Below are 15,554 nucleotides of genomic sequence, written 5' to 3' on the forward strand. Positions count from 1 at the left end.
TCAGCCGTTGGCATCGCCCATAATAGGCGGTGATGGTGATTGAGCCGTTGCACCCATGCCACGCCATGCGGTGGTATGATTGGCAGTTGTTGAGCGTTGGGCGGTTGTTGGCGGTGATGCCAACCCATGCGCCAATGCCACACCTTAAGCCGTTGGCATCGCCCCATAATGGGCGGTGATGGTGATTGAGCCGTTGCCATGCGTTGGCATGATAGGCAGTATTACCCTTGATTTATTCATTGCACCCATGCCAAACCATTGCACCCATGCCAAAGTATTACCCCACGCCAAGCGGTGGCATAACGGGCGGTGTTGCCACGCCAAGCGGTGGCATAACGGGCGGTGTTGCCACGCCAAGCCTTGAGCCATTGGGCGATTGTTGGCATTGATGCCATTGCCGAATGATAGGCGGTGATGGTGATTAAGCCGTTGGCAGTATTGCCCTTGATTTGTTTATCGCCCCATGCCAAACCATTGTACCCATGCTATACCTTGAGCCGTTGCACCCACGCCAAGCGGTGGGCGGTGTTGGCATGATAGGCAGTTGTTGAGCCATTGGGCGGTGTTTGCCATGATTGGCAGTGTTGCCCTTGATTTGTTCATTGCACCCACGCCAAGCCTTAAGCCGTTGGGCGATTGGTGGCAATTGGTTGGCTTATCCAGCACACCAAATCAGCCGTTGGCGGTGTTGGCTTATCCAGCGCACCAAATCAGCCGTTGGCGGTGTTGGCTTGGTGCCAATGCTTGAGCCATTGCACCCAACCCATGCCAATGCTTGAGCCATTGCACCCATGCCAAGCCATTACCCACGCCAAGCGGTGGCAATTGGTTGGCTTATCCAGCACACCCACACCGCCAATTTGCCTAGAATGATTTATTTGCCATGATTTATGCTGAAATGCACCAAATCAGCCGTTGGCATCGCCCCATAATGGGCGGTGATAATGCTTGCCCCATGCCAAGCGGTGGGCGGTGATAATGCTTGAGCCTTTGCCACACCTTAAGCCATGCCAAACCTTGAGCCGTTGGCGGTAATGCCAAACTATCGCACCCACGCCAAAGTATTACCCCACGCCAAGCGGTGGCATAACGGGCGGTGATGCCACGCCAAGCGGTGGCAATTGGTGGCAGTTGTTGAGCCGTTGGCATGATAACCGCTTGAGCTGATGCCATTGCCAAATCACCGCTTGCCCCAACCCATGCGCCAATGCTTGAGCCATTGGGCGGTATTACCCTTGATTTATTCATTGCACCCATGCCAAACTATCGCACCCACGCCAAAGTATTACCCCACGCCAAGCGGTGGCATAACGGGCGGTGATGCCACGCCAAGCCTTGAGCCGTTGGGCGGTGCTGATGATTGAGCCATTGCCAAATCATCCCATTATCCATTAACGGCCATCTATCCAGCGCACCGAATCACCGCTTGAGCCATTGCACCCAACCCATGCCAATGCTTGAGCCATTGCACCCACGCCAAGCCATTACCCACGCCATGCGTTGGCAATTGGTTGGCTTATCCAGCACACCCACACCGCCAATTTGCCTAGAATGATTTATTTGCCATGATTTATGCTGAAATGCACCAAATCAGCCGTTGGCGGTGTTGGCTTGGTGCTGATGATTGAGCCATTGCACCCATGCCAACCCATGCGGTGGTATGATTGGCAGTTGTTGAGCGTTGGGCGGTTGTTGGCGGTGATGCCAACCCATGCGCCAATGCCACACCTTAAGCCGTTGGCATCGCCCCATAATGGGCGGTGCTGATGATTGAGCCGTTGCCAAGCGGTGGCATTGCACCAATGATAGGCAGTGTTACCCTTGATTTATTCATTGCGCCCACGCCAAGCGGTGGCATAACGGGCGGTGTTGCCACGCCAAGCCTTGAGCCATTGGGCGATTGTTGGCATTGATGCCATTGCCGAATGATAGGCGGTGATGGTGATTAAGCCGTTGGCAGTATTGCCCTTGATTTGTTTATCGCCCCATGCCAAACCATTGTACCCATGCTATACCTTGAGCCGTTGCACCCACGCCAAGCGGTGGGCGGTGTTGGCATGATAGGCAGTTGTTGAGCCATTGGGCGGTGTTTGCCATGATTGGCAGTGTTGCCCTTGATTTGTTCATTGCACCCACGCCAAGCCTTAAGCCGTTGGGCGATTGGTGGCAATTGGTTGGCTTATCCAGCACACCAAATCAGCCGTTGGCGGTGTTGGCTTATCCAGCGCACCAAATCAGCCGTTGGCGGTGTTGGCTTGGTGCCAATGCTTGAGCCATTGCACCCAACCCATGCCAATGCTTGAGCCATTGCACCCATGCCAAGCCATTACCCACGCCAAGCGGTGGCAATTGGTTGGCTTATCCAGCACACCCACACCGCCAATTTGCCTAGAATGATTTATTTGCCATGATTTATGCTGAAATGCACCAAATCAGCCGTTGGCATCGCCCCATAATGGGCGGTGATAATGCTTGCCCCATGCCAAGCGGTGGGCGGTGTTGCCAAACCATTGCACCCATACCAAGCCAAACCATTGCACCCACGCCATGCGTTGGCATGATAGGCGGTGTTGGCATGATTGGCAGTTGTTGGGCGTTGAGCGTTGGCAATTGTTGGCATTGATGCCATTGCCCATAACGGGCGGTTGTTGAGCCGTTGGCAGTGTTGCCCTTGATTTGTTTATTGCACCCACGCCATGCGGTGGGCGGTGTTGCCAAACCATTGCACCCATACCAAGCCAACCCATGCGCCAATGCTTGAGCCATTGCCAAATCAGCCGTTGGCAGTGTTGGCTTGGTGCTGATTGTTGAGCCATCGCCAAACCATGCACCCACGCCAAGCGGTGGCAGTTGGTTGGCTTATCCAGCACACCCACACCGCCAATTTGCCTAGAATGATTTATTTGCCATGATTTATGCTGAAATGCACCAAATCAGCCGTTGGCGGTGTTGGTGATTGAGCCATCGCCAAACCATTGCACCCAACCCACGCCAAGCGGTGGTATGATTGGCAGTTGTTGAGCGTTGGCGGTGCTGATTGTTGGCATTGATGCCATCGCCCAATGATAGGCGGTGATGATGATTAAGCCATCGCCATTGCTTGAGCCGTTGGGCGATTGTTGGCATTGATGCCATCGCCCAATGATAGGCGGTGTTGGCAGTGATAGGCGGTGTTTGTCACGCCAAGCGGTGGCATGATAGGCGGTGATGGTGATTGAGCCGTTGGCAGTGTTACCCTTGATTTGTTTATCGCCCTATGCCAAGCCTTGAGCCATCGCCAAATAGCCCATTATCCATTAACGGCCATCTATCCAGCACCCCAAATCACCGCTTAATCCATCGCCCAATGATAGGCGGTATTGCCTTTGGTGTTGGCTTGGTGCTGATTGTTGAGCCGTTGCCCATGCTATGCGGTGGGCGGTGTTGCCAACCCATTGCACCCAACCCATGCCATGCGGTGGCATAATGGGCGGTGTTGCCATACCAAATCAGCCCATTATCCATTAACAGCCATCTATCCAGCGCACCAAATCAAATTTTGAAACCTTAATATAATACCTGTTAATGTTCTATGATAAGGCAATGAGAAAGTAACAACCGCTATGAGTTTAGATATTGATAAAATGAGACGCCAACATAATGACCTAATGAAGTCATTTGATGAGCTAGACAAACTACAAAAAAGTAACGCCAAGCGTGCAGTGCGCCTATCTAATTCATTACCCCGTCGCCCCCTAGGGCTTGGCGGTTCGCTTGTTGTAATGGCTTGTGTGGTCTTTGTGATGTTTTCCATGATTATTTTGGCTGTTGCCATATTCTTGTAATTGCACTTGCCCCATGTTTCTGATTGGCGGTATTTGCTACACCATGCGCCACGCCTAATCCTTAAGCGCAGAAAAGCCCAAATCATAAAGATTTGGGCTTTTCTTTTTTTACCAACCAGTTAAGGAGTTTTCTTGATGTGTATGATTAATTTTAACACATATAATGGGGAATATCTAGTAAAAATCAATATTATTATTTGGAAAATATAGTAAATATAACCAAATTTTTTTTAATTCTTGGTGATTAATGCTATTTCTTTTTTTTTGCTAATTTGGCGGTGATTTGTGCATTTTAAGAAAATAGGATAGTAAATGCAGTCCAACAAAGCCACAACATGACAACAAAAATAGGAAACACCATAATAACGATAATAACCCAAACAACCGCTTTTAAAAATTCAAGGAAAAAATTAAGCATGGTAACACCTTTAATAATGGGTGATTGGCTTAGCTAATTACACCCAAAAAATTCAAGGCAAGTAAAATAATGGCAAAAATGATATAGCCAAATAGCAAAAGCATGGCGATTGAAAAAGCGGTTATTAAGCCATTGATAATAGCATTCAACATTTATTAACCCCCTTATGTATATTAAAAACTATCATAAAATCCAATTAATCAAAAGTCAAGAATACCGCCAGTACCCATAACATGAAAGGCGGTAGGGCGCACAACATATCACACCAAATAAGACAAAAAAACCCAAGCGCACAAAGCAAAGGCGGGCGCATGGGGTTGGCGCTTGATCTAATTATTCATTATCTGAAAAATACTCTAGCACCTTGGCATGAACGGCGTAAAAGGTGCCGTTAATGCCTTTTCTGTTTAATTTAAGCGTATATCTAACCTTGCCTTTTTCGCTGTTGGTTTTTAACAAATCTTTGGTTTTTAAGATGTGCAAAGCTTGATTGAGTGAATACGGGCTAACCACTTCTTCAAGCCCCGCTCTAGTGAAGTAATACAATCCTTCATAACCGCCAACATAGCCAACAATATTGCTGAATTTGTCTTCTGATCTGTCTGTATCCAATCGGATAAATCGCCCCCCGTGTTCGTTGGCTTGAATAAATGCAATGATTTTTTGCAAAATCTCGTTTTCTTCTAGGTTGTCAGCCCTGCCATAGGTGGCAAGCCAATCATTAAAACAAGCCAAAGCTGAATTGATAGCCGTGCCACTTTTCCAACCCGTGATGCCTGCATTGGTGGCAAGTTCGCCAGCGGTCGCCACTATTGCAAAGTTATTAAATACCCGTCTTTTTTGTGGGCTAAGCTTTGGATAATTAGCTAGCATTAAATCCGTTGTTTCTTGGTGTTCCTTATAGATATTCATGTGGTCATAGTCGGTTAAATAATTAATCCATTCAACCCCTGCAACCCCATAATTTAGCCGTGCATTATATTTGAGCCGTTGGGCTTGTGTTGGGGCGTCTGTATCGTGCAAGCTGTCAAACATTCCCAAACCTTTGCCAGCATCTGCATTGATATGGATTAAGCGTATTTCTTGACCTGCTTTTACATGGTCGCCAGCACTATGCAACATTTCCTTTAAGGTTTTTTCGCCAGTGGATAAATAGGCGATACGCCATTTTTTGGTGTCTTTATTTTGCCCGTCTTTGCCCATTCGGGTTTTGCCTTGTCCATTACCAAGCATATAAACAATATCGCCCACTTGCTTATCACTGCATTCACTGATTTCATCAAGTGATAAAAAGCTGTCATTGTGCAAACTTGCAACGCTTTCTAAGCCGTTGCCCGTTGCTTTCCAAGTGCGCATAAAGTCATTAAAATCACCCCAAACGCTACAAGCCAACTGCATAGACAAGCTTTTACCCATTGATGACAAGCCCACAAAGTGAAAGCCCATTGATCCAGCTTGCAAAATATCCAGCAATTGCCCACTAAAGGCAACGCATAGGGCAAATGCCAAGCGGTCATGATTGGCGCATGGCAAAGATACAAGCCCTTGCCAATCTTGTAAATCGCCTTTTTCGCTGTATCCGTGACTATCGCCAAATCCTTGCAAAACGATTTTATCAGCCCCAAATATTTTGTGCGGTAGTACATAGCTTGAGAAATGCCAGCCAACACTATCCACACTGGTGTAACGGTGACTGGTTGGGTATGTCTGTAAATAAATATCTAATAGCCTTCTTGCACCGCCATCACTGCTAATAATAGCCCCTTTGTTGGCTAATATTTTGCGATATTCAGCGCCATCACCTTGTAGCATTTCCATTGGCATGATCCACTGGTGGCGGTTGCCGTCAATATCCACAATTTCAAGCAACCGCCCCCAATTTTGGGTAAATTTATCCCTAGTAACGCCAAGCACATAAATGGGGCTAGAAATAAAATTATAAATTAATTCTGCATCTTTGCCATAGCTTAGCCAGTATAAGCCAAACCATGCGCCAATCCCTTGGCGGTTGTGGTCTTCATAAACAACAAAATTGCCTTTTTGTTTGCCGTTGTATGCCAGCGGTTCGATGGTTGATTGTGGTGGCATCAGTTCACCGCTCAAGCTGTCATTGTCGCTTTGGTTGCTTGACTGATGGGCGATTGTTGGCAAATGTTGGATCATGGTGCAAATTTCTTCACGGGATAACTGTTGTTCATGGTATTGTTTGATTAAATCCACACAATCAAAGCCTTTGTAATTGCCTTGGTGCTGTGGTTGGTTGCCTAGCCTGTTGCCATCTGCTAGGGTGATGGCGTGGCGGTCTATCATCTGCACCATATCGCCAAAGCACCCTTGATTGGTATTTATGGCGGTGATAATGTCGCACATTTCACCTTGCCATTTATCGCCCGAATTATCATAATCAGCCCAAATAATAACTTGGCGCCCAACTAGGGGTGATAAATCATAATTGTTTGCGCTGGTTGCCCCGCCTGTTGTGGTGGCGGTTAAGCCCAAATAGCTTAATATATCTGCGCATTTTTCACCTTCAACGATATAAACGGGCGTATTATCTGCGCTGGTGGCAATAATGTCTTGAAGGTTGTAAATGGGTCTGCTCGAATTGTCTTTGATTGCTTGTGGTAAGCCAAGACGGTAAAAATTGCCGTTGTCATAGCATGGCTTGATCCATTTATCACCGTTGGCGGCCTTAAATCTTGGCTTGAAATACAACAAATTGCCGTCTTTGTCGGTATAAGCATGAACATGGGTTAGATCTGCACCCGTTGCCCCGATCTTTTGAATGTCCTTATCATTCTTCAGTAAGTAATTAACTAGCTGATTGAGCTTATCGCCATTGATCAGATGGTTCTTATTGATGAATGTTTTTGGATTTTGGCGTTGGTTGTTCATGCGTTTACTCTTTATTTATAGCTCTTTTGGTATGTCTAATTGTTTGCAAGCGGTGATAAAATCGCACCCATGCCAGCGCATATAAAAAGCAATAATATCACCACCATTAGCGCCACAAGCAAAGCAATTAAACGCCCCATGTGTGGCGTTAATACTCATGCTTTCGTGCTTGTCGTCATGAAAGGGGCATTTAACAAGTGTTTGATTGCCTTTTAGGTGAAAGCCAAAACGGTGATAAAATTCTGCTGGGCTTGGCTTTCTTGATAGGTCAAAACGCCCATATTTGGCGGTTGTTGGGTGCTTGCCTTTGGTGTTGGCTTGCTTTGGCTTGGTGGCGGTATTGGTTGGGTTTGCTTGCCCTAATGGGTTATGAGGTGCATGATTGGCACTGTTACCAGCGCACCCATTGCCAACAACGCCATGAATAACATAGGGCGTTTTTTGGCTTGTGGTTTGCAATGATTGCTTGACTTGTTCAGCGGTTGCGCCACTGATCACCACTTTGGCAAAGTAAGTATTTTTTGTGTTCATGGTTCCAATCCTAAAAATTAACAAAAAAATCCCCCTAAGGGCGTATTATCAAATACGCCCTTAGCGCTGTTGCGGTGATTATTCTTTGATTAAATCGCCTATTTTGTTGGAATGGGCTTTGAGTTCGCTTGCATACTGCTCAAGCGGATATTGCACCAAACGGGCGATAGCTTGAATGGCGGTGGCGGTGATATTGCCATGAACAATCAAGCCCATAACAACGGCTAAATCTTCCAAGGTTTCGCCAGCTTTTAGCATATCAAAGCTAATATCATCAAGTTGGCGAAAGTCAAGAAATGCGCCGTCATTGTTGGCGGTTGGCTGTAAATGGTCAGTCTGCATCATAATTCACCCCCTGCACTATGGATAACGCCATTATCTTTATCAGCAAATTCACGGAAATAATGCGGTTTGTTGCATTGGTTAATGAATGGCGCATCAATTCCCCATGCTTGTAATTCTTGTTCGCCAAAATTGCGCTCATAAATAATAGCATCATCAAAATGCTTGGCATGGCGCATGGCATAGTCTAGCTGGGCAAAGGGTTTGTAAATGTTGTGTTTAACGCTATCTACAATAAATACTTTCATCTTACACCCCCAACATTTGCATAGCTGTTGAAATGCCAAGCACAACAAGCCAAAGCAAGCCTACACCAAGCGTAAAAAGCATCAACCAAAGCGCCATAAAAAAGGCGTAAACGGTCGGAATGACTACAAGGGCAAATGGTGATTGTGTATGAATTGAAGTCATCTTACACCCCCATAACTGCTAGAATGCCAATCACAACGCAAGCGATAGGCAAGCCAAAGATGAAGCCCAAAACAAGGCTTTCCACTGGGGTAAAGATGGCAAATTTATTGATGGTTGAAATGATGGTATTTGAAATTGCATTCATGTTGAACGCTCCTACTATTTTTTGAGTTTGAGAAAATCGCCCAAATAGGGTGATGGGGTTCACTCTCGGTATAGTAAGTAACCGCCCCACATATTCGCCAAAAAATGGCTTATTTTGCGGTGTCACCCCATCATAAGATGATAGGCGCTTTACGCCTGTATATGATGGGTTTGCGCTTGCATCAATGCCATTGGTGGCATGATTTGGGCGTAAAAAAAGCCAAGTTTTAGCGATATTGGCGGTATCGCTTACTATTTTAGAGAGAGTTTTATTATTATCTCTTGTGGCTTTTTTGTCAAGGGAAAATTTTGTATTCATGCCTTACCCCCTGCCATGTGTGAATGCTGATGGGCAGTGTGTTGGCTATGAAGTATTACACTAATCGCCAAAGGATTAGGGGCAAATAGGATAATTTGTGGTGCTTTTGGGTTAATGCTTAGGCGTGCATTGGTCGCCTTAACAAGGCTAAAACTTTGGAATGTTTCGGGGTATTGGTGTTTAATACGCATGGGTGGGGTTCCTTTTGGTTTAGTTAGTGTTACCAACCCAAATAATGGGTTGGCGGGTCTCAACTACCGCCAAAAGTCGGCTGGGGCTATTTCCCTTACGGGTGTTATATTTACCCCTATAAACCCGCCATAAACTGGTGATCTGTGATGGATCGCATTTGTGGCGTGCTGATATTTTTACGCTACTGGGATTTGTTCACGATTGATAAACCGTGAACAATGGGCGTAAAAATAGCCAATATTTGACGGCTTGGCTTACCGCTTTTGGTGATAGTAAGCCTATTATTTACTAACTGATCGCATCTTGTCAAGGGCTGATGATAAAAATTATTCTTCATCATTTGCTGTTTGATCGTCTGCTGTTTGCGCTTGGCGCTTTTCTAATTGGCGTGGCAAATAGGTGGATTGTCTGACTTGTGCCATTTTTTCAAATGGGAATTTTAAGCCTTTTTCTACCATTGCCAAGGCGCTTTGAAAATCTTTGATACGCTCTTTTAGTGCGTGAATCATTAGCATAATATCCAGCTCGTCCAAATTCTCGGGTACTGGTCGTTCTGCCATATCCAAGGTGGCGTTTTGAATATCTTGGCTGACAAATCCAAGTTGTAACATGGCTTGTAATACAATTTGGTGGGCTTTTTCGATTTCTACAGTTGGGTTAATTTGGTTCATGGTTCACCTCTCTTAGTGGTTGCGGTTAAGTTGGGACAAATGCCAGTTTTTAAGTTCTTGAAAGTCGATATATACGCCTGCTGTTCGTGCGGTTCCTGCCTTGTAAGGGCGTGGAAAAGTCGCATCATTAGATATTAGGGTTCTTAGCGTAGCTAAACTAATATCTAGCATCTTGGCGGCGGTTCTTAGACTTACCCGAATAGGGGTGGTTAATTCTGATTGTTCAAACAAAGGCTTGTTTTCTGCCATAGATTTACACCTTATATTTTCAAAAATTGAAGTAGTTTAATTTAGCAAAATTTAGCTAAAATACGCTAAATTGTGCTTGCTTTTTTATAAACTACCAAAACTTTACACCGTTGCCAAGCATTTTTTTTCAAGTTTTTTTGTTTATGCAAACTATCTAAAAAACCATCAAAAAACACGCCAAAAATATGCAAAATCACCTAACACAAGCAAACACAAATAAACGCAAAATAAAACAAAAAAACGCAAAAATATGCAAAAATATGCAAAAATATGCAAAGCTTGATTAAGTCTGATTAAGATTGATTAAGTTCATTAATTTAAGCAAAAATTAACAGTAATCATCAAAAAAAATTTTTTCCTGTGGTCTGATTATGCGGCGCTGATAAGGCTTTTTTTTGTGCAATTTTGATATTTGGATTTGGTTTGGCCGATGGTGAAGTTTCCCAAAGAATTTCACGGGCGCCATAACCTACCCACCCACATTCAACATTTGCGCACTGCAAATACTCTTCTCGATACAGTGGGGTGATTTGGCGTGATGTTCGCACAAATAGCGTTCTTTGTTCGCAATGCGGGCAAGTTAAACGGTGTTTTGTTTGATTGCTCATGTTTATTTGTAAAAAAATGATTTACAAACATAATAAGCGGTTTTGTGATTGGTTGCCATTTGTGGCGGTTGTAAATAGCCGGTTTACAACACAAGGGTAATCAATAAGGTTTGGCATGGGTTGGGTGCATGGGTTGGCGTGGTGTTTTGATAGTATAAATCACTACAAACCATCAAAAATTTAGTTGTATTTTCTATATTTTACAAATAATCATATTGATCTTTGCTAGACATTCCCCGTTGTATGTGTTAAAGTTTAATCACACATCCGAGATCCGTGTCTTGTAAAGTGGGTTATTGAGAAAAAGTCCAAATCTGCCAGTTTGGGCTTTTTTGTGTTTATAGGTTGGGAAATAGTATCACCGCCCAATGGCTCAAGCGGTTATCATGCCAACGGCTTAACGGCTTAACGGCTTAACGGCTTAACGGCTTAACGGTTTAACAATCGCCCGTTATGGGCAATGGCATCAATGCCAACAATCAGCACTGCCAACGGCTCAAGGCTTGGCGTGGCATCACCGCCCATTATGCCAACGCATGGCGTGGGTAATGGCTCAAGCGGTGATTTGGGGTGCTGGATAGATGGCCGTTAATGGATAAGGGGCTGATTTGGTATGATATCAATGCCACCGCATGGCATGGCATCAATCGCCCATCATGCCAACGGCTCAACAATCGCCCAACGGCTTAAGCAATGCCACCGCATGGCATGGGTGCAATGGTTTGGCATGGGTGCAATAAGCAAATCAAGGGTAATACCGCCTATCATGCCAACGCATGGCGATGGCTCAACAACTGCCAACGGCTCAATCATCAGCACCAAGCCAACACCAAAGGCAATACCGCCATTCATTGGGGCAATGACATCAATACCAACAACAGCCAATCATGCCAACGCATGGCGTGACAAATACCGCCTATCATGCCACCGCATGGCATGGGTGCAATGAACAAATCAAGGGCAATACCGCCCAACGGCTCAACAACCGCCCGTTATGGGCAATGGCAATACTGCCAACAATTGCCCGTTATGGGCAATGGCATCAATGCCAACAATTGCCAACGCCCAACAACTGCCAATCATGCCAACACCGCCTATCATTGGGGCAATGGCACCGCATGGCGTGGGTAATACTTTGGCGATGGCATCAGCTCAAGCGGTTATCATGCCAACGGCTCAACAATCGCCCAACGGCTCAAGCGATGCCAACGCATGGCGTGGGCGCAATGAATAAATCAAGGGTAACACTGCCTATCATTGGTGCAATGCCACCGCTTGGCAACGGCTCAATCATCATCACCGCCAACAACCGCCCAACGCTCAACAACTGCCAATCATACCACCGCATGGCGTGGCATGGGTGCAATGGCTCAATCATCAGCACCAAGCCAACACCGCCAACGGCTGATTTGGTGCATTTCAGCATAAATCATGGCAAATAAATCATTCTAGGCAAATTGGCGGTGTGGGTGTGCTGGATAAGCCAACCAACTGCCACCGCTTGGCGTGGGCGCAATGGCTCAATCATCAGCACCAAGCCAACACCAAAGGCAATACCGCCAACAATCGCCCAACGGCTCAAGGCATGGCGATGGCTTAATCACCATCACCGCCTATCATTGGGCGATGGCATCAATGCCAACAATCAGCACCGCCAACGGCTCAAGCGATGCCACCGCATGGCGTGGCATGGGTGCAATGGGTTGGCGTGGCTTAAGGCTTGGCATGGGTGCATGGTTTGGCGTGGCTTAAGGCTTGGCATGGGTGCATGGTTTGGCGTGGCTTAAGGCTTGGCATGGGTGCATGGTTTGGCGTGGCTCAACAATCAGCACCAAGCCAACACTGCCCAACGCTCAACAACTGCCAATCATGCCACCGCTTGGCGTGGGTTGGGTGCAATGAATAAATCAAGGGTAATACTGCCAACGGCTCAACAATCAGCACCAAGCCAACACTGCCCAACGGCTCAAGGTTTGGCAACGGCTCAACAACTGCCACCAATTGCCACCGCTTGGCATGGGTGCAATGGTTTGGCATGGGTGCAATGAATAAATCAAGGGTAATACTGCCTATCATGCCAACGCATGGCAACGGCTCAATCACCATCACCGCCCATTATGGGGCGATGCCAACGGCTGATTTGGTGCATTTCAGCATAAATCATGGCAAATAAATCATTCTAGGCAAATTGGCGGTGTGGGTGTGCTGGATAAGCCAACCAACTGCCACCGCTTGGCGTGGGTGCATGGTTTGGCGATGGCTCAACAATCAGCACCAAGCCAACACTGCCAACGGCTGATTTGGCAATGGCTCAAGCATTGGCGCATGGGTTGGCTTGGTATGGGTGCATGGTTTGGCGTGGCTTAAGGCTTGGCATGGGTGCATGGTTTGGCGTGGCTCAACAATCAGCACCAAGCCAACACTGCCCAACGCTCAACAACTGCCAATCATGCCAACACCGCCTATCATGCCAACGCATGGCGTGGGTGCAATGGTTTGGCTTGGTATGGGTGCAATGGTTTGGCAACACCGCCCACCGCTTGGCATGGGGCAAGCATTATCACCGCCCATTATGGGGCGATGCCAACGGCTGATTTGGTGCATTTCAGCATAAATCATGGCAAATAAATCATTCTAGGCAAATTGGCGGTGTGGGTGTGCTGGATAAGCCAACCAATTGCCACCGCTTGGCGTGGGTAATGGCTTGGCATGGGTGCAATGGCTCAAGCATTGGCATGGGTTGGGTGCAATGGCTCAAGCATTGGCACCAAGCCAACACCGCCAACGGCTGATTTGGTGCGCTGGATAAGCCAACACCGCCAACGGCTGATTTGGTGTGCTGGATAAGCCAACCAATTGCCACCAATCGCCCAACGGCTTAAGGCTTGGCGTGGGTGCAATGAACAAATCAAGGGCAACACTGCCAATCATGGCAAACACCGCCCAATGGCTCAACAACTGCCTATCATGCCAACACCGCCCACCGCTTGGCGTGGGTGCAACGGCTCAAGGTATAGCATGGGTACAATGGTTTGGCATGGGGCGATAAACAAATCAAGGGCAATACTGCCAACGGCTTAATCACCATCACCGCCTATCATTGGGCAATGGCATCAATACCAACAATCAGCACTGCCAACGGCTCAAGGCTTGGCGTGGCATCACCGCCCATTATGCCAACGCATGGCGTGGGCGCAATGAATAAATCAAGGGTAACACTGCCTATCATTGGTGCAATGCCACCGCTTGGCAACGGCTCAATCATCATCACCGCCCATTATGGGGCGATGCCAACGGCTTAAGGTGTGGCATTGGCGCATGGGTTGGCATCACCGCCAACAACCGCCCAACGCTCAACAACTGCCAATCATACCACCGCATGGCGTGGCATGGGTGCAACGGCTCAATCACCATCACCGCCTATTATGGGCGATGCCAACGGCTGATTTGGTGCATTTCAGCATAAATCATGGCAAATAAATCATTCTAGGCAAATTGGCGGTGTGGGTGCGCTGGATAAGCCAACCAATTGCCACCGCTTGGCGTGGGCGCAATGGCTCAATCATCAGCACCAAGCCAACACCAAAGGCAATACCGCCAACAATCGCCCAACGGCTCAAGGCTTGGCAACAGCTCAACAACTGCCACCAATTGCCAACGCATGGCATGGGTGCAATGGTTTGGCTTGGTATGGGTGCAATGGTTTGGCTTGGTATGGGTGCAATGGTTTGGCAACACCGCCCACCGCATAGCATGGGCAACGGCTCAACAATCAGCACCAAGCCAACACCAAAGGCAATACCGCCAACAATCGCCCAACGGCTCAAGGCATGGCGATGGCTTAATCACCATCACCGCCTATCATTGGGCGATGGCATCAATGCCAACAATCAGCACCGCCAACGGCTCAAGCGATGCCACCGCATGGCGTGGCATGGGTGCAATGGGTTGGCGTGGCTTAAGGCTTGGCATGGGTGCAATGGGTTGGCGTGGCTTAAGGCTTGGCATGGGTGCATGGTTTGGCATTACCGCCAACGGCTCAAGGTTTGGCATGGCTTAAGGTGTGGCAAAGGCTCAAGCATTATCACCGCCCAACGCATGGCATGGCATCAATCGCCCATCATGGCAACACCGCCTATCATTGGGCGATGCCAACGGCTGATTTGGTGCATTTCAGCATAAATCATGGCAAATAAATCATTCTAGGCAAATTGGCGGTGTGGGTGTGCTGGATAAGCCAACCAATTGCCACCGCTTGGCGTGGGTAATGGCTTGGCATGGGTGCAATGGCTCAAGCATTGGCATGGGTTGGGTGCAATGGCTCAAGCATTGGCACCAAGCCAACACCGCCAACGGCTGATTTGGTGCGCTGGATAAGCCAACCAATTGCCACCAATCGCCCAACGGCTTAAGGCTTGGCGTGGGCGCAATGGCTCAATCATCAGCACCAAGCCAACACCAAAGGCAATACCGCCAACAATCGCCCAACGGCTCAAGGTATAGCGATGGCTTAATCACCATCACCGCCTATCATTCGGCAATGGCATCAATGCCAACAATCGCCCAATGGCTCAAGGCTTGGCGTGGCAACACCGCCCGTTATGCCACCGCTTGGCGTGGGTAATACTTTGGCGTGGGTGCGATAGTTTGGCATGGGTGCAATGAATAAATCAAGGGTAATACTGCCAACGGCTCAACAACCGCCCGTTATGGGCAATGGCAATACTGCCAACAATTGCCCGTTATGGGCAATGGCATCAATGCCAACAATTGCCAACGCTCAACGCCCAACAACTGCCAATCATGCCAACACCGCCTATCATTGGGGCAATGGCACCGCATGGCGTGGGTAATACTTTGGCGATGGCATCAGCTCAAGCGGTTATCATGCCAACGGCTCAACAATCGCCCAACGGCTCAAGCGATGCCAACGGCTGATTTGGTGCGCTG

General features: G+C 47.5%; 41 protein-coding genes. 19 read left to right on the forward strand and 22 right to left on the reverse strand.

Going from position 1 to position 15,554, the window contains the following annotated elements; all coding sequences use genetic code 11:
- The 12 genes from NKU06_RS06595 to NKU06_RS06640 form a co-directional block, all read right to left on the reverse strand.
- Positions 1-141, reverse strand: a complete 141-nt coding sequence (locus NKU06_RS06595) for a hypothetical protein (RefSeq protein WP_254729567.1) — start codon at positions 139-141, stop codon at positions 1-3.
- 95 nt (positions 142-236) lie between these two features.
- Positions 237-470, reverse strand: coding sequence for a hypothetical protein (locus NKU06_RS06600; RefSeq protein ID WP_254729569.1), 234 nt, complete (start codon positions 468-470; stop codon positions 237-239).
- Entirely contained in the window at positions 454-666 is a 213-nt protein-coding gene (locus tag NKU06_RS06605; protein WP_254729571.1) for a hypothetical protein, read from the reverse strand. The genes NKU06_RS06600 and NKU06_RS06605 overlap by 17 nt, the downstream gene beginning before the upstream one ends.
- A gap of 44 nt (positions 667-710) precedes the next feature.
- Entirely contained in the window at positions 711-845 is a 135-nt protein-coding gene (locus NKU06_RS11580; protein ID WP_256521228.1) for a hypothetical protein, read from the reverse strand.
- 43 nt (positions 846-888) lie between these two features.
- Positions 889-1,248 (reverse strand): hypothetical protein, encoded by a 360-nt coding sequence (locus NKU06_RS06610; RefSeq protein ID WP_254729573.1) that lies wholly within the window; start codon positions 1,246-1,248, stop codon positions 889-891.
- 322 nt (positions 1,249-1,570) lie between these two features.
- The gene (locus tag NKU06_RS06615; RefSeq protein WP_254729575.1) at positions 1,571-1,726 is read right to left on the reverse strand and encodes a hypothetical protein; all 156 of its coding nucleotides are present in this window, start codon (positions 1,724-1,726) and stop codon (positions 1,571-1,573) included.
- Positions 1,727-1,826: 100 nt separating this feature from the next.
- Positions 1,827-1,994, reverse strand: a complete 168-nt coding sequence (locus tag NKU06_RS06620) for a hypothetical protein (protein WP_254729576.1) — start codon at positions 1,992-1,994, stop codon at positions 1,827-1,829.
- Complete coding sequence (locus NKU06_RS06625; RefSeq protein ID WP_254729571.1) at positions 1,978-2,190, reverse strand: hypothetical protein; 213 nt, start codon at positions 2,188-2,190, stop codon at positions 1,978-1,980. The genes NKU06_RS06620 and NKU06_RS06625 overlap by 17 nt, the downstream gene beginning before the upstream one ends.
- Before the next feature lie 44 nt (positions 2,191-2,234).
- The gene (locus tag NKU06_RS11585; RefSeq protein WP_256521228.1) at positions 2,235-2,369 is read right to left on the reverse strand and encodes a hypothetical protein; all 135 of its coding nucleotides are present in this window, start codon (positions 2,367-2,369) and stop codon (positions 2,235-2,237) included.
- A gap of 63 nt (positions 2,370-2,432) precedes the next feature.
- On the reverse strand, positions 2,433-2,870 hold the full coding sequence (locus tag NKU06_RS06630; RefSeq protein ID WP_254729578.1) for a hypothetical protein: 438 nt from the start codon (positions 2,868-2,870) through the stop codon (positions 2,433-2,435).
- 43 nt (positions 2,871-2,913) lie between these two features.
- Positions 2,914-3,126: a hypothetical protein gene (locus NKU06_RS06635; RefSeq protein WP_254729580.1), complete on the reverse strand. Its 213-nt coding sequence runs from the start codon at positions 3,124-3,126 to the stop codon at positions 2,914-2,916.
- Positions 3,127-3,296: 170 nt separating this feature from the next.
- Positions 3,297-3,482, reverse strand: a complete 186-nt coding sequence (locus tag NKU06_RS06640) for a hypothetical protein (RefSeq protein ID WP_254729582.1) — start codon at positions 3,480-3,482, stop codon at positions 3,297-3,299.
- A gap of 120 nt (positions 3,483-3,602) precedes the next feature.
- Here NKU06_RS06640 and NKU06_RS06645 point away from each other — a divergent pair, with 120 nt between their 5' ends.
- Positions 3,603-3,824 carry a hypothetical protein gene (locus tag NKU06_RS06645; protein WP_254729584.1) on the forward strand — a complete coding sequence of 74 codons (222 nt, stop codon included), beginning with the start codon at positions 3,603-3,605 and terminating at the stop codon, positions 3,822-3,824.
- 751 nt (positions 3,825-4,575) lie between these two features.
- Here the strand turns inward: NKU06_RS06645 and NKU06_RS06650 are convergent.
- From NKU06_RS06650 to NKU06_RS06695, 10 genes are all read right to left on the reverse strand, one after another.
- A complete protein-coding gene (locus NKU06_RS06650) occupies positions 4,576-7,137 on the reverse strand; it encodes a DUF927 domain-containing protein (protein WP_254729585.1) in 2,562 nt (853 codons plus the stop codon).
- Positions 7,138-7,152: 15 nt separating this feature from the next.
- The gene (locus NKU06_RS06655; protein ID WP_254729586.1) at positions 7,153-7,668 is read right to left on the reverse strand and encodes a CHC2 zinc finger domain-containing protein; all 516 of its coding nucleotides are present in this window, start codon (positions 7,666-7,668) and stop codon (positions 7,153-7,155) included.
- Between the two features lie 78 nt (positions 7,669-7,746).
- On the reverse strand, positions 7,747-8,013 hold the full coding sequence (locus NKU06_RS06660; protein WP_254729587.1) for a hypothetical protein: 267 nt from the start codon (positions 8,011-8,013) through the stop codon (positions 7,747-7,749).
- On the reverse strand, positions 8,010-8,258 hold the full coding sequence (locus tag NKU06_RS06665; RefSeq protein WP_254729588.1) for a hypothetical protein: 249 nt from the start codon (positions 8,256-8,258) through the stop codon (positions 8,010-8,012). The genes NKU06_RS06660 and NKU06_RS06665 overlap by 4 nt, the downstream gene beginning before the upstream one ends.
- 1 nt (position 8,259) lies before the next feature.
- Positions 8,260-8,421, reverse strand: coding sequence for a hypothetical protein (locus tag NKU06_RS06670; protein WP_254729589.1), 162 nt, complete (start codon positions 8,419-8,421; stop codon positions 8,260-8,262).
- Position 8,422: 1 nt separating this feature from the next.
- Complete coding sequence (locus NKU06_RS06675) at positions 8,423-8,884, reverse strand: hypothetical protein (RefSeq protein WP_254729590.1); 462 nt, start codon at positions 8,882-8,884, stop codon at positions 8,423-8,425.
- Complete coding sequence (locus NKU06_RS06680; protein ID WP_254729591.1) at positions 8,881-9,075, reverse strand: hypothetical protein; 195 nt, start codon at positions 9,073-9,075, stop codon at positions 8,881-8,883. The genes NKU06_RS06675 and NKU06_RS06680 overlap by 4 nt, the downstream gene beginning before the upstream one ends.
- A gap of 327 nt (positions 9,076-9,402) precedes the next feature.
- Positions 9,403-9,747 (reverse strand): hypothetical protein, encoded by a 345-nt coding sequence (locus NKU06_RS06685; protein WP_254729592.1) that lies wholly within the window; start codon positions 9,745-9,747, stop codon positions 9,403-9,405.
- Between the two features lie 12 nt (positions 9,748-9,759).
- Positions 9,760-9,996, reverse strand: coding sequence for a transcriptional regulator (locus tag NKU06_RS06690; protein WP_254729593.1), 237 nt, complete (start codon positions 9,994-9,996; stop codon positions 9,760-9,762).
- Positions 9,997-10,337: 341 nt separating this feature from the next.
- A complete protein-coding gene (locus NKU06_RS06695; protein WP_254729594.1) occupies positions 10,338-10,604 on the reverse strand; it encodes an ogr/Delta-like zinc finger family protein in 267 nt (88 codons plus the stop codon).
- A 469-nt stretch (positions 10,605-11,073) separates the two neighbouring features.
- Between NKU06_RS06695 and NKU06_RS11590 the strand changes: the two genes are divergently transcribed.
- From NKU06_RS11590 to NKU06_RS06765, 18 genes are all read left to right on the forward strand, one after another.
- The gene (locus NKU06_RS11590) at positions 11,074-11,196 is read left to right on the forward strand and encodes a hypothetical protein (RefSeq protein ID WP_256521230.1); all 123 of its coding nucleotides are present in this window, start codon (positions 11,074-11,076) and stop codon (positions 11,194-11,196) included.
- A gap of 21 nt (positions 11,197-11,217) precedes the next feature.
- Positions 11,218-11,553: a hypothetical protein gene (locus tag NKU06_RS06700; RefSeq protein ID WP_254729595.1), complete on the forward strand. Its 336-nt coding sequence runs from the start codon at positions 11,218-11,220 to the stop codon at positions 11,551-11,553.
- Complete coding sequence (locus NKU06_RS06705) at positions 11,507-12,046, forward strand: hypothetical protein (protein WP_254729596.1); 540 nt, start codon at positions 11,507-11,509, stop codon at positions 12,044-12,046. Before NKU06_RS06700 ends, NKU06_RS06705 begins: the two co-directional genes overlap by 47 nt.
- Positions 12,047-12,119: 73 nt before the next feature.
- Positions 12,120-12,356 carry a hypothetical protein gene (locus NKU06_RS06710; RefSeq protein WP_254729597.1) on the forward strand — a complete coding sequence of 79 codons (237 nt, stop codon included), beginning with the start codon at positions 12,120-12,122 and terminating at the stop codon, positions 12,354-12,356.
- A complete protein-coding gene (locus tag NKU06_RS06715; protein ID WP_254769542.1) occupies positions 12,343-12,510 on the forward strand; it encodes a hypothetical protein in 168 nt (55 codons plus the stop codon). Before NKU06_RS06710 ends, NKU06_RS06715 begins: the two co-directional genes overlap by 14 nt.
- Positions 12,503-12,652: a hypothetical protein gene (locus tag NKU06_RS06720; protein ID WP_254729555.1), complete on the forward strand. Its 150-nt coding sequence runs from the start codon at positions 12,503-12,505 to the stop codon at positions 12,650-12,652. Before NKU06_RS06715 ends, NKU06_RS06720 begins: the two co-directional genes overlap by 8 nt.
- A complete protein-coding gene (locus NKU06_RS11595) occupies positions 12,649-12,777 on the forward strand; it encodes a hypothetical protein (protein WP_256521229.1) in 129 nt (42 codons plus the stop codon). Before NKU06_RS06720 ends, NKU06_RS11595 begins: the two co-directional genes overlap by 4 nt.
- Before the next feature lie 29 nt (positions 12,778-12,806).
- Positions 12,807-12,971 carry a hypothetical protein gene (locus tag NKU06_RS06725; RefSeq protein WP_254729614.1) on the forward strand — a complete coding sequence of 55 codons (165 nt, stop codon included), beginning with the start codon at positions 12,807-12,809 and terminating at the stop codon, positions 12,969-12,971.
- Complete coding sequence (locus NKU06_RS06730) at positions 12,911-13,198, forward strand: hypothetical protein (RefSeq protein WP_254729615.1); 288 nt, start codon at positions 12,911-12,913, stop codon at positions 13,196-13,198. Before NKU06_RS06725 ends, NKU06_RS06730 begins: the two co-directional genes overlap by 61 nt.
- Before the next feature lie 63 nt (positions 13,199-13,261).
- Complete coding sequence (locus tag NKU06_RS11600; protein WP_256521228.1) at positions 13,262-13,396, forward strand: hypothetical protein; 135 nt, start codon at positions 13,262-13,264, stop codon at positions 13,394-13,396.
- A gap of 44 nt (positions 13,397-13,440) precedes the next feature.
- The gene (locus NKU06_RS06735) at positions 13,441-13,653 is read left to right on the forward strand and encodes a hypothetical protein (protein ID WP_254729571.1); all 213 of its coding nucleotides are present in this window, start codon (positions 13,441-13,443) and stop codon (positions 13,651-13,653) included.
- Complete coding sequence (locus NKU06_RS06740; protein ID WP_254729602.1) at positions 13,637-13,906, forward strand: hypothetical protein; 270 nt, start codon at positions 13,637-13,639, stop codon at positions 13,904-13,906. The genes NKU06_RS06735 and NKU06_RS06740 overlap by 17 nt, the downstream gene beginning before the upstream one ends.
- Positions 13,907-13,909: 3 nt before the next feature.
- On the forward strand, positions 13,910-14,050 hold the full coding sequence (locus NKU06_RS06745; RefSeq protein ID WP_254729567.1) for a hypothetical protein: 141 nt from the start codon (positions 13,910-13,912) through the stop codon (positions 14,048-14,050).
- Positions 14,051-14,157: 107 nt separating this feature from the next.
- Positions 14,158-14,664: a hypothetical protein gene (locus NKU06_RS06750; protein ID WP_254729604.1), complete on the forward strand. Its 507-nt coding sequence runs from the start codon at positions 14,158-14,160 to the stop codon at positions 14,662-14,664.
- Entirely contained in the window at positions 14,624-14,800 is a 177-nt protein-coding gene (locus NKU06_RS06755; protein WP_254729563.1) for a hypothetical protein, read from the forward strand. The genes NKU06_RS06750 and NKU06_RS06755 overlap by 41 nt, the downstream gene beginning before the upstream one ends.
- Positions 14,801-14,829: 29 nt before the next feature.
- Positions 14,830-14,964: a hypothetical protein gene (locus NKU06_RS11605; protein ID WP_256521228.1), complete on the forward strand. Its 135-nt coding sequence runs from the start codon at positions 14,830-14,832 to the stop codon at positions 14,962-14,964.
- Between the two features lie 69 nt (positions 14,965-15,033).
- Positions 15,034-15,228 (forward strand): hypothetical protein, encoded by a 195-nt coding sequence (locus NKU06_RS06760; protein ID WP_254729561.1) that lies wholly within the window; start codon positions 15,034-15,036, stop codon positions 15,226-15,228.
- A 37-nt stretch (positions 15,229-15,265) separates the two neighbouring features.
- Positions 15,266-15,457, forward strand: coding sequence for a hypothetical protein (locus tag NKU06_RS06765; RefSeq protein ID WP_254729559.1), 192 nt, complete (start codon positions 15,266-15,268; stop codon positions 15,455-15,457).
- Positions 15,458-15,554 lie beyond the last annotated feature (97 nt).

It is taken from the genome of Moraxella sp. FZLJ2109 (assembly GCF_024296965.1).
Taxonomy (GTDB): Bacteria; Pseudomonadota; Gammaproteobacteria; order Pseudomonadales; family Moraxellaceae; genus Moraxella.

Bases quoted from the DNA above. Each gene is read 5' to 3' on its own strand.
- NKU06_RS06665 (WP_254729588.1), bottom strand. From the start codon at position 8,258: ATGAAAGTATTTATTGTAGATAGCGTTAAACACAACATTTACAAACCC.
- NKU06_RS06610 (WP_254729573.1), bottom strand. From the start codon at position 1,248: ATGAATAAATCAAGGGTAATACCGCCCAATGGCTCAAGCATTGGCGCA.
- NKU06_RS06650 (WP_254729585.1), bottom strand. From the start codon at position 7,137: ATGAACAACCAACGCCAAAATCCAAAAACATTCATCAATAAGAACCAT.
- NKU06_RS06750 (WP_254729604.1), top strand. From the start codon at position 14,158: ATGGCTCAATCATCAGCACCAAGCCAACACCAAAGGCAATACCGCCAA.
- NKU06_RS11590 (WP_256521230.1), top strand. From the start codon at position 11,074: ATGCCAACAATCAGCACTGCCAACGGCTCAAGGCTTGGCGTGGCATCA.
- NKU06_RS06730 (WP_254729615.1), top strand. From the start codon at position 12,911: ATGGCTCAAGCATTGGCGCATGGGTTGGCTTGGTATGGGTGCATGGTT.
- NKU06_RS06690 (WP_254729593.1), bottom strand. From the start codon at position 9,996: ATGGCAGAAAACAAGCCTTTGTTTGAACAATCAGAATTAACCACCCCT.
- NKU06_RS06710 (WP_254729597.1), top strand. From the start codon at position 12,120: ATGGCTCAATCATCAGCACCAAGCCAACACCAAAGGCAATACCGCCAA.
- NKU06_RS06700 (WP_254729595.1), top strand. From the start codon at position 11,218: ATGATATCAATGCCACCGCATGGCATGGCATCAATCGCCCATCATGCC.
- NKU06_RS06720 (WP_254729555.1), top strand. From the start codon at position 12,503: ATGAATAAATCAAGGGTAATACTGCCAACGGCTCAACAATCAGCACCA.
- NKU06_RS06670 (WP_254729589.1), bottom strand. From the start codon at position 8,421: ATGACTTCAATTCATACACAATCACCATTTGCCCTTGTAGTCATTCCG.
- NKU06_RS06765 (WP_254729559.1), top strand. From the start codon at position 15,266: ATGAATAAATCAAGGGTAATACTGCCAACGGCTCAACAACCGCCCGTT.
- NKU06_RS06680 (WP_254729591.1), bottom strand. From the start codon at position 9,075: ATGCGTATTAAACACCAATACCCCGAAACATTCCAAAGTTTTAGCCTT.
- NKU06_RS06645 (WP_254729584.1), top strand. From the start codon at position 3,603: ATGAGTTTAGATATTGATAAAATGAGACGCCAACATAATGACCTAATG.
- NKU06_RS06695 (WP_254729594.1), bottom strand. From the start codon at position 10,604: ATGAGCAATCAAACAAAACACCGTTTAACTTGCCCGCATTGCGAACAA.
- NKU06_RS06635 (WP_254729580.1), bottom strand. From the start codon at position 3,126: ATGCCAACAATCGCCCAACGGCTCAAGCAATGGCGATGGCTTAATCAT.
- NKU06_RS06760 (WP_254729561.1), top strand. From the start codon at position 15,034: ATGGCTCAATCATCAGCACCAAGCCAACACCAAAGGCAATACCGCCAA.
- NKU06_RS06660 (WP_254729587.1), bottom strand. From the start codon at position 8,013: ATGATGCAGACTGACCATTTACAGCCAACCGCCAACAATGACGGCGCA.
- NKU06_RS11595 (WP_256521229.1), top strand. From the start codon at position 12,649: ATGAATAAATCAAGGGTAATACTGCCTATCATGCCAACGCATGGCAAC.
- NKU06_RS06675 (WP_254729590.1), bottom strand. From the start codon at position 8,884: ATGAATACAAAATTTTCCCTTGACAAAAAAGCCACAAGAGATAATAAT.
- NKU06_RS06640 (WP_254729582.1), bottom strand. From the start codon at position 3,482: ATGGCAACACCGCCCATTATGCCACCGCATGGCATGGGTTGGGTGCAA.
- NKU06_RS06655 (WP_254729586.1), bottom strand. From the start codon at position 7,668: ATGAACACAAAAAATACTTACTTTGCCAAAGTGGTGATCAGTGGCGCA.
- NKU06_RS06685 (WP_254729592.1), bottom strand. From the start codon at position 9,747: ATGAACCAAATTAACCCAACTGTAGAAATCGAAAAAGCCCACCAAATT.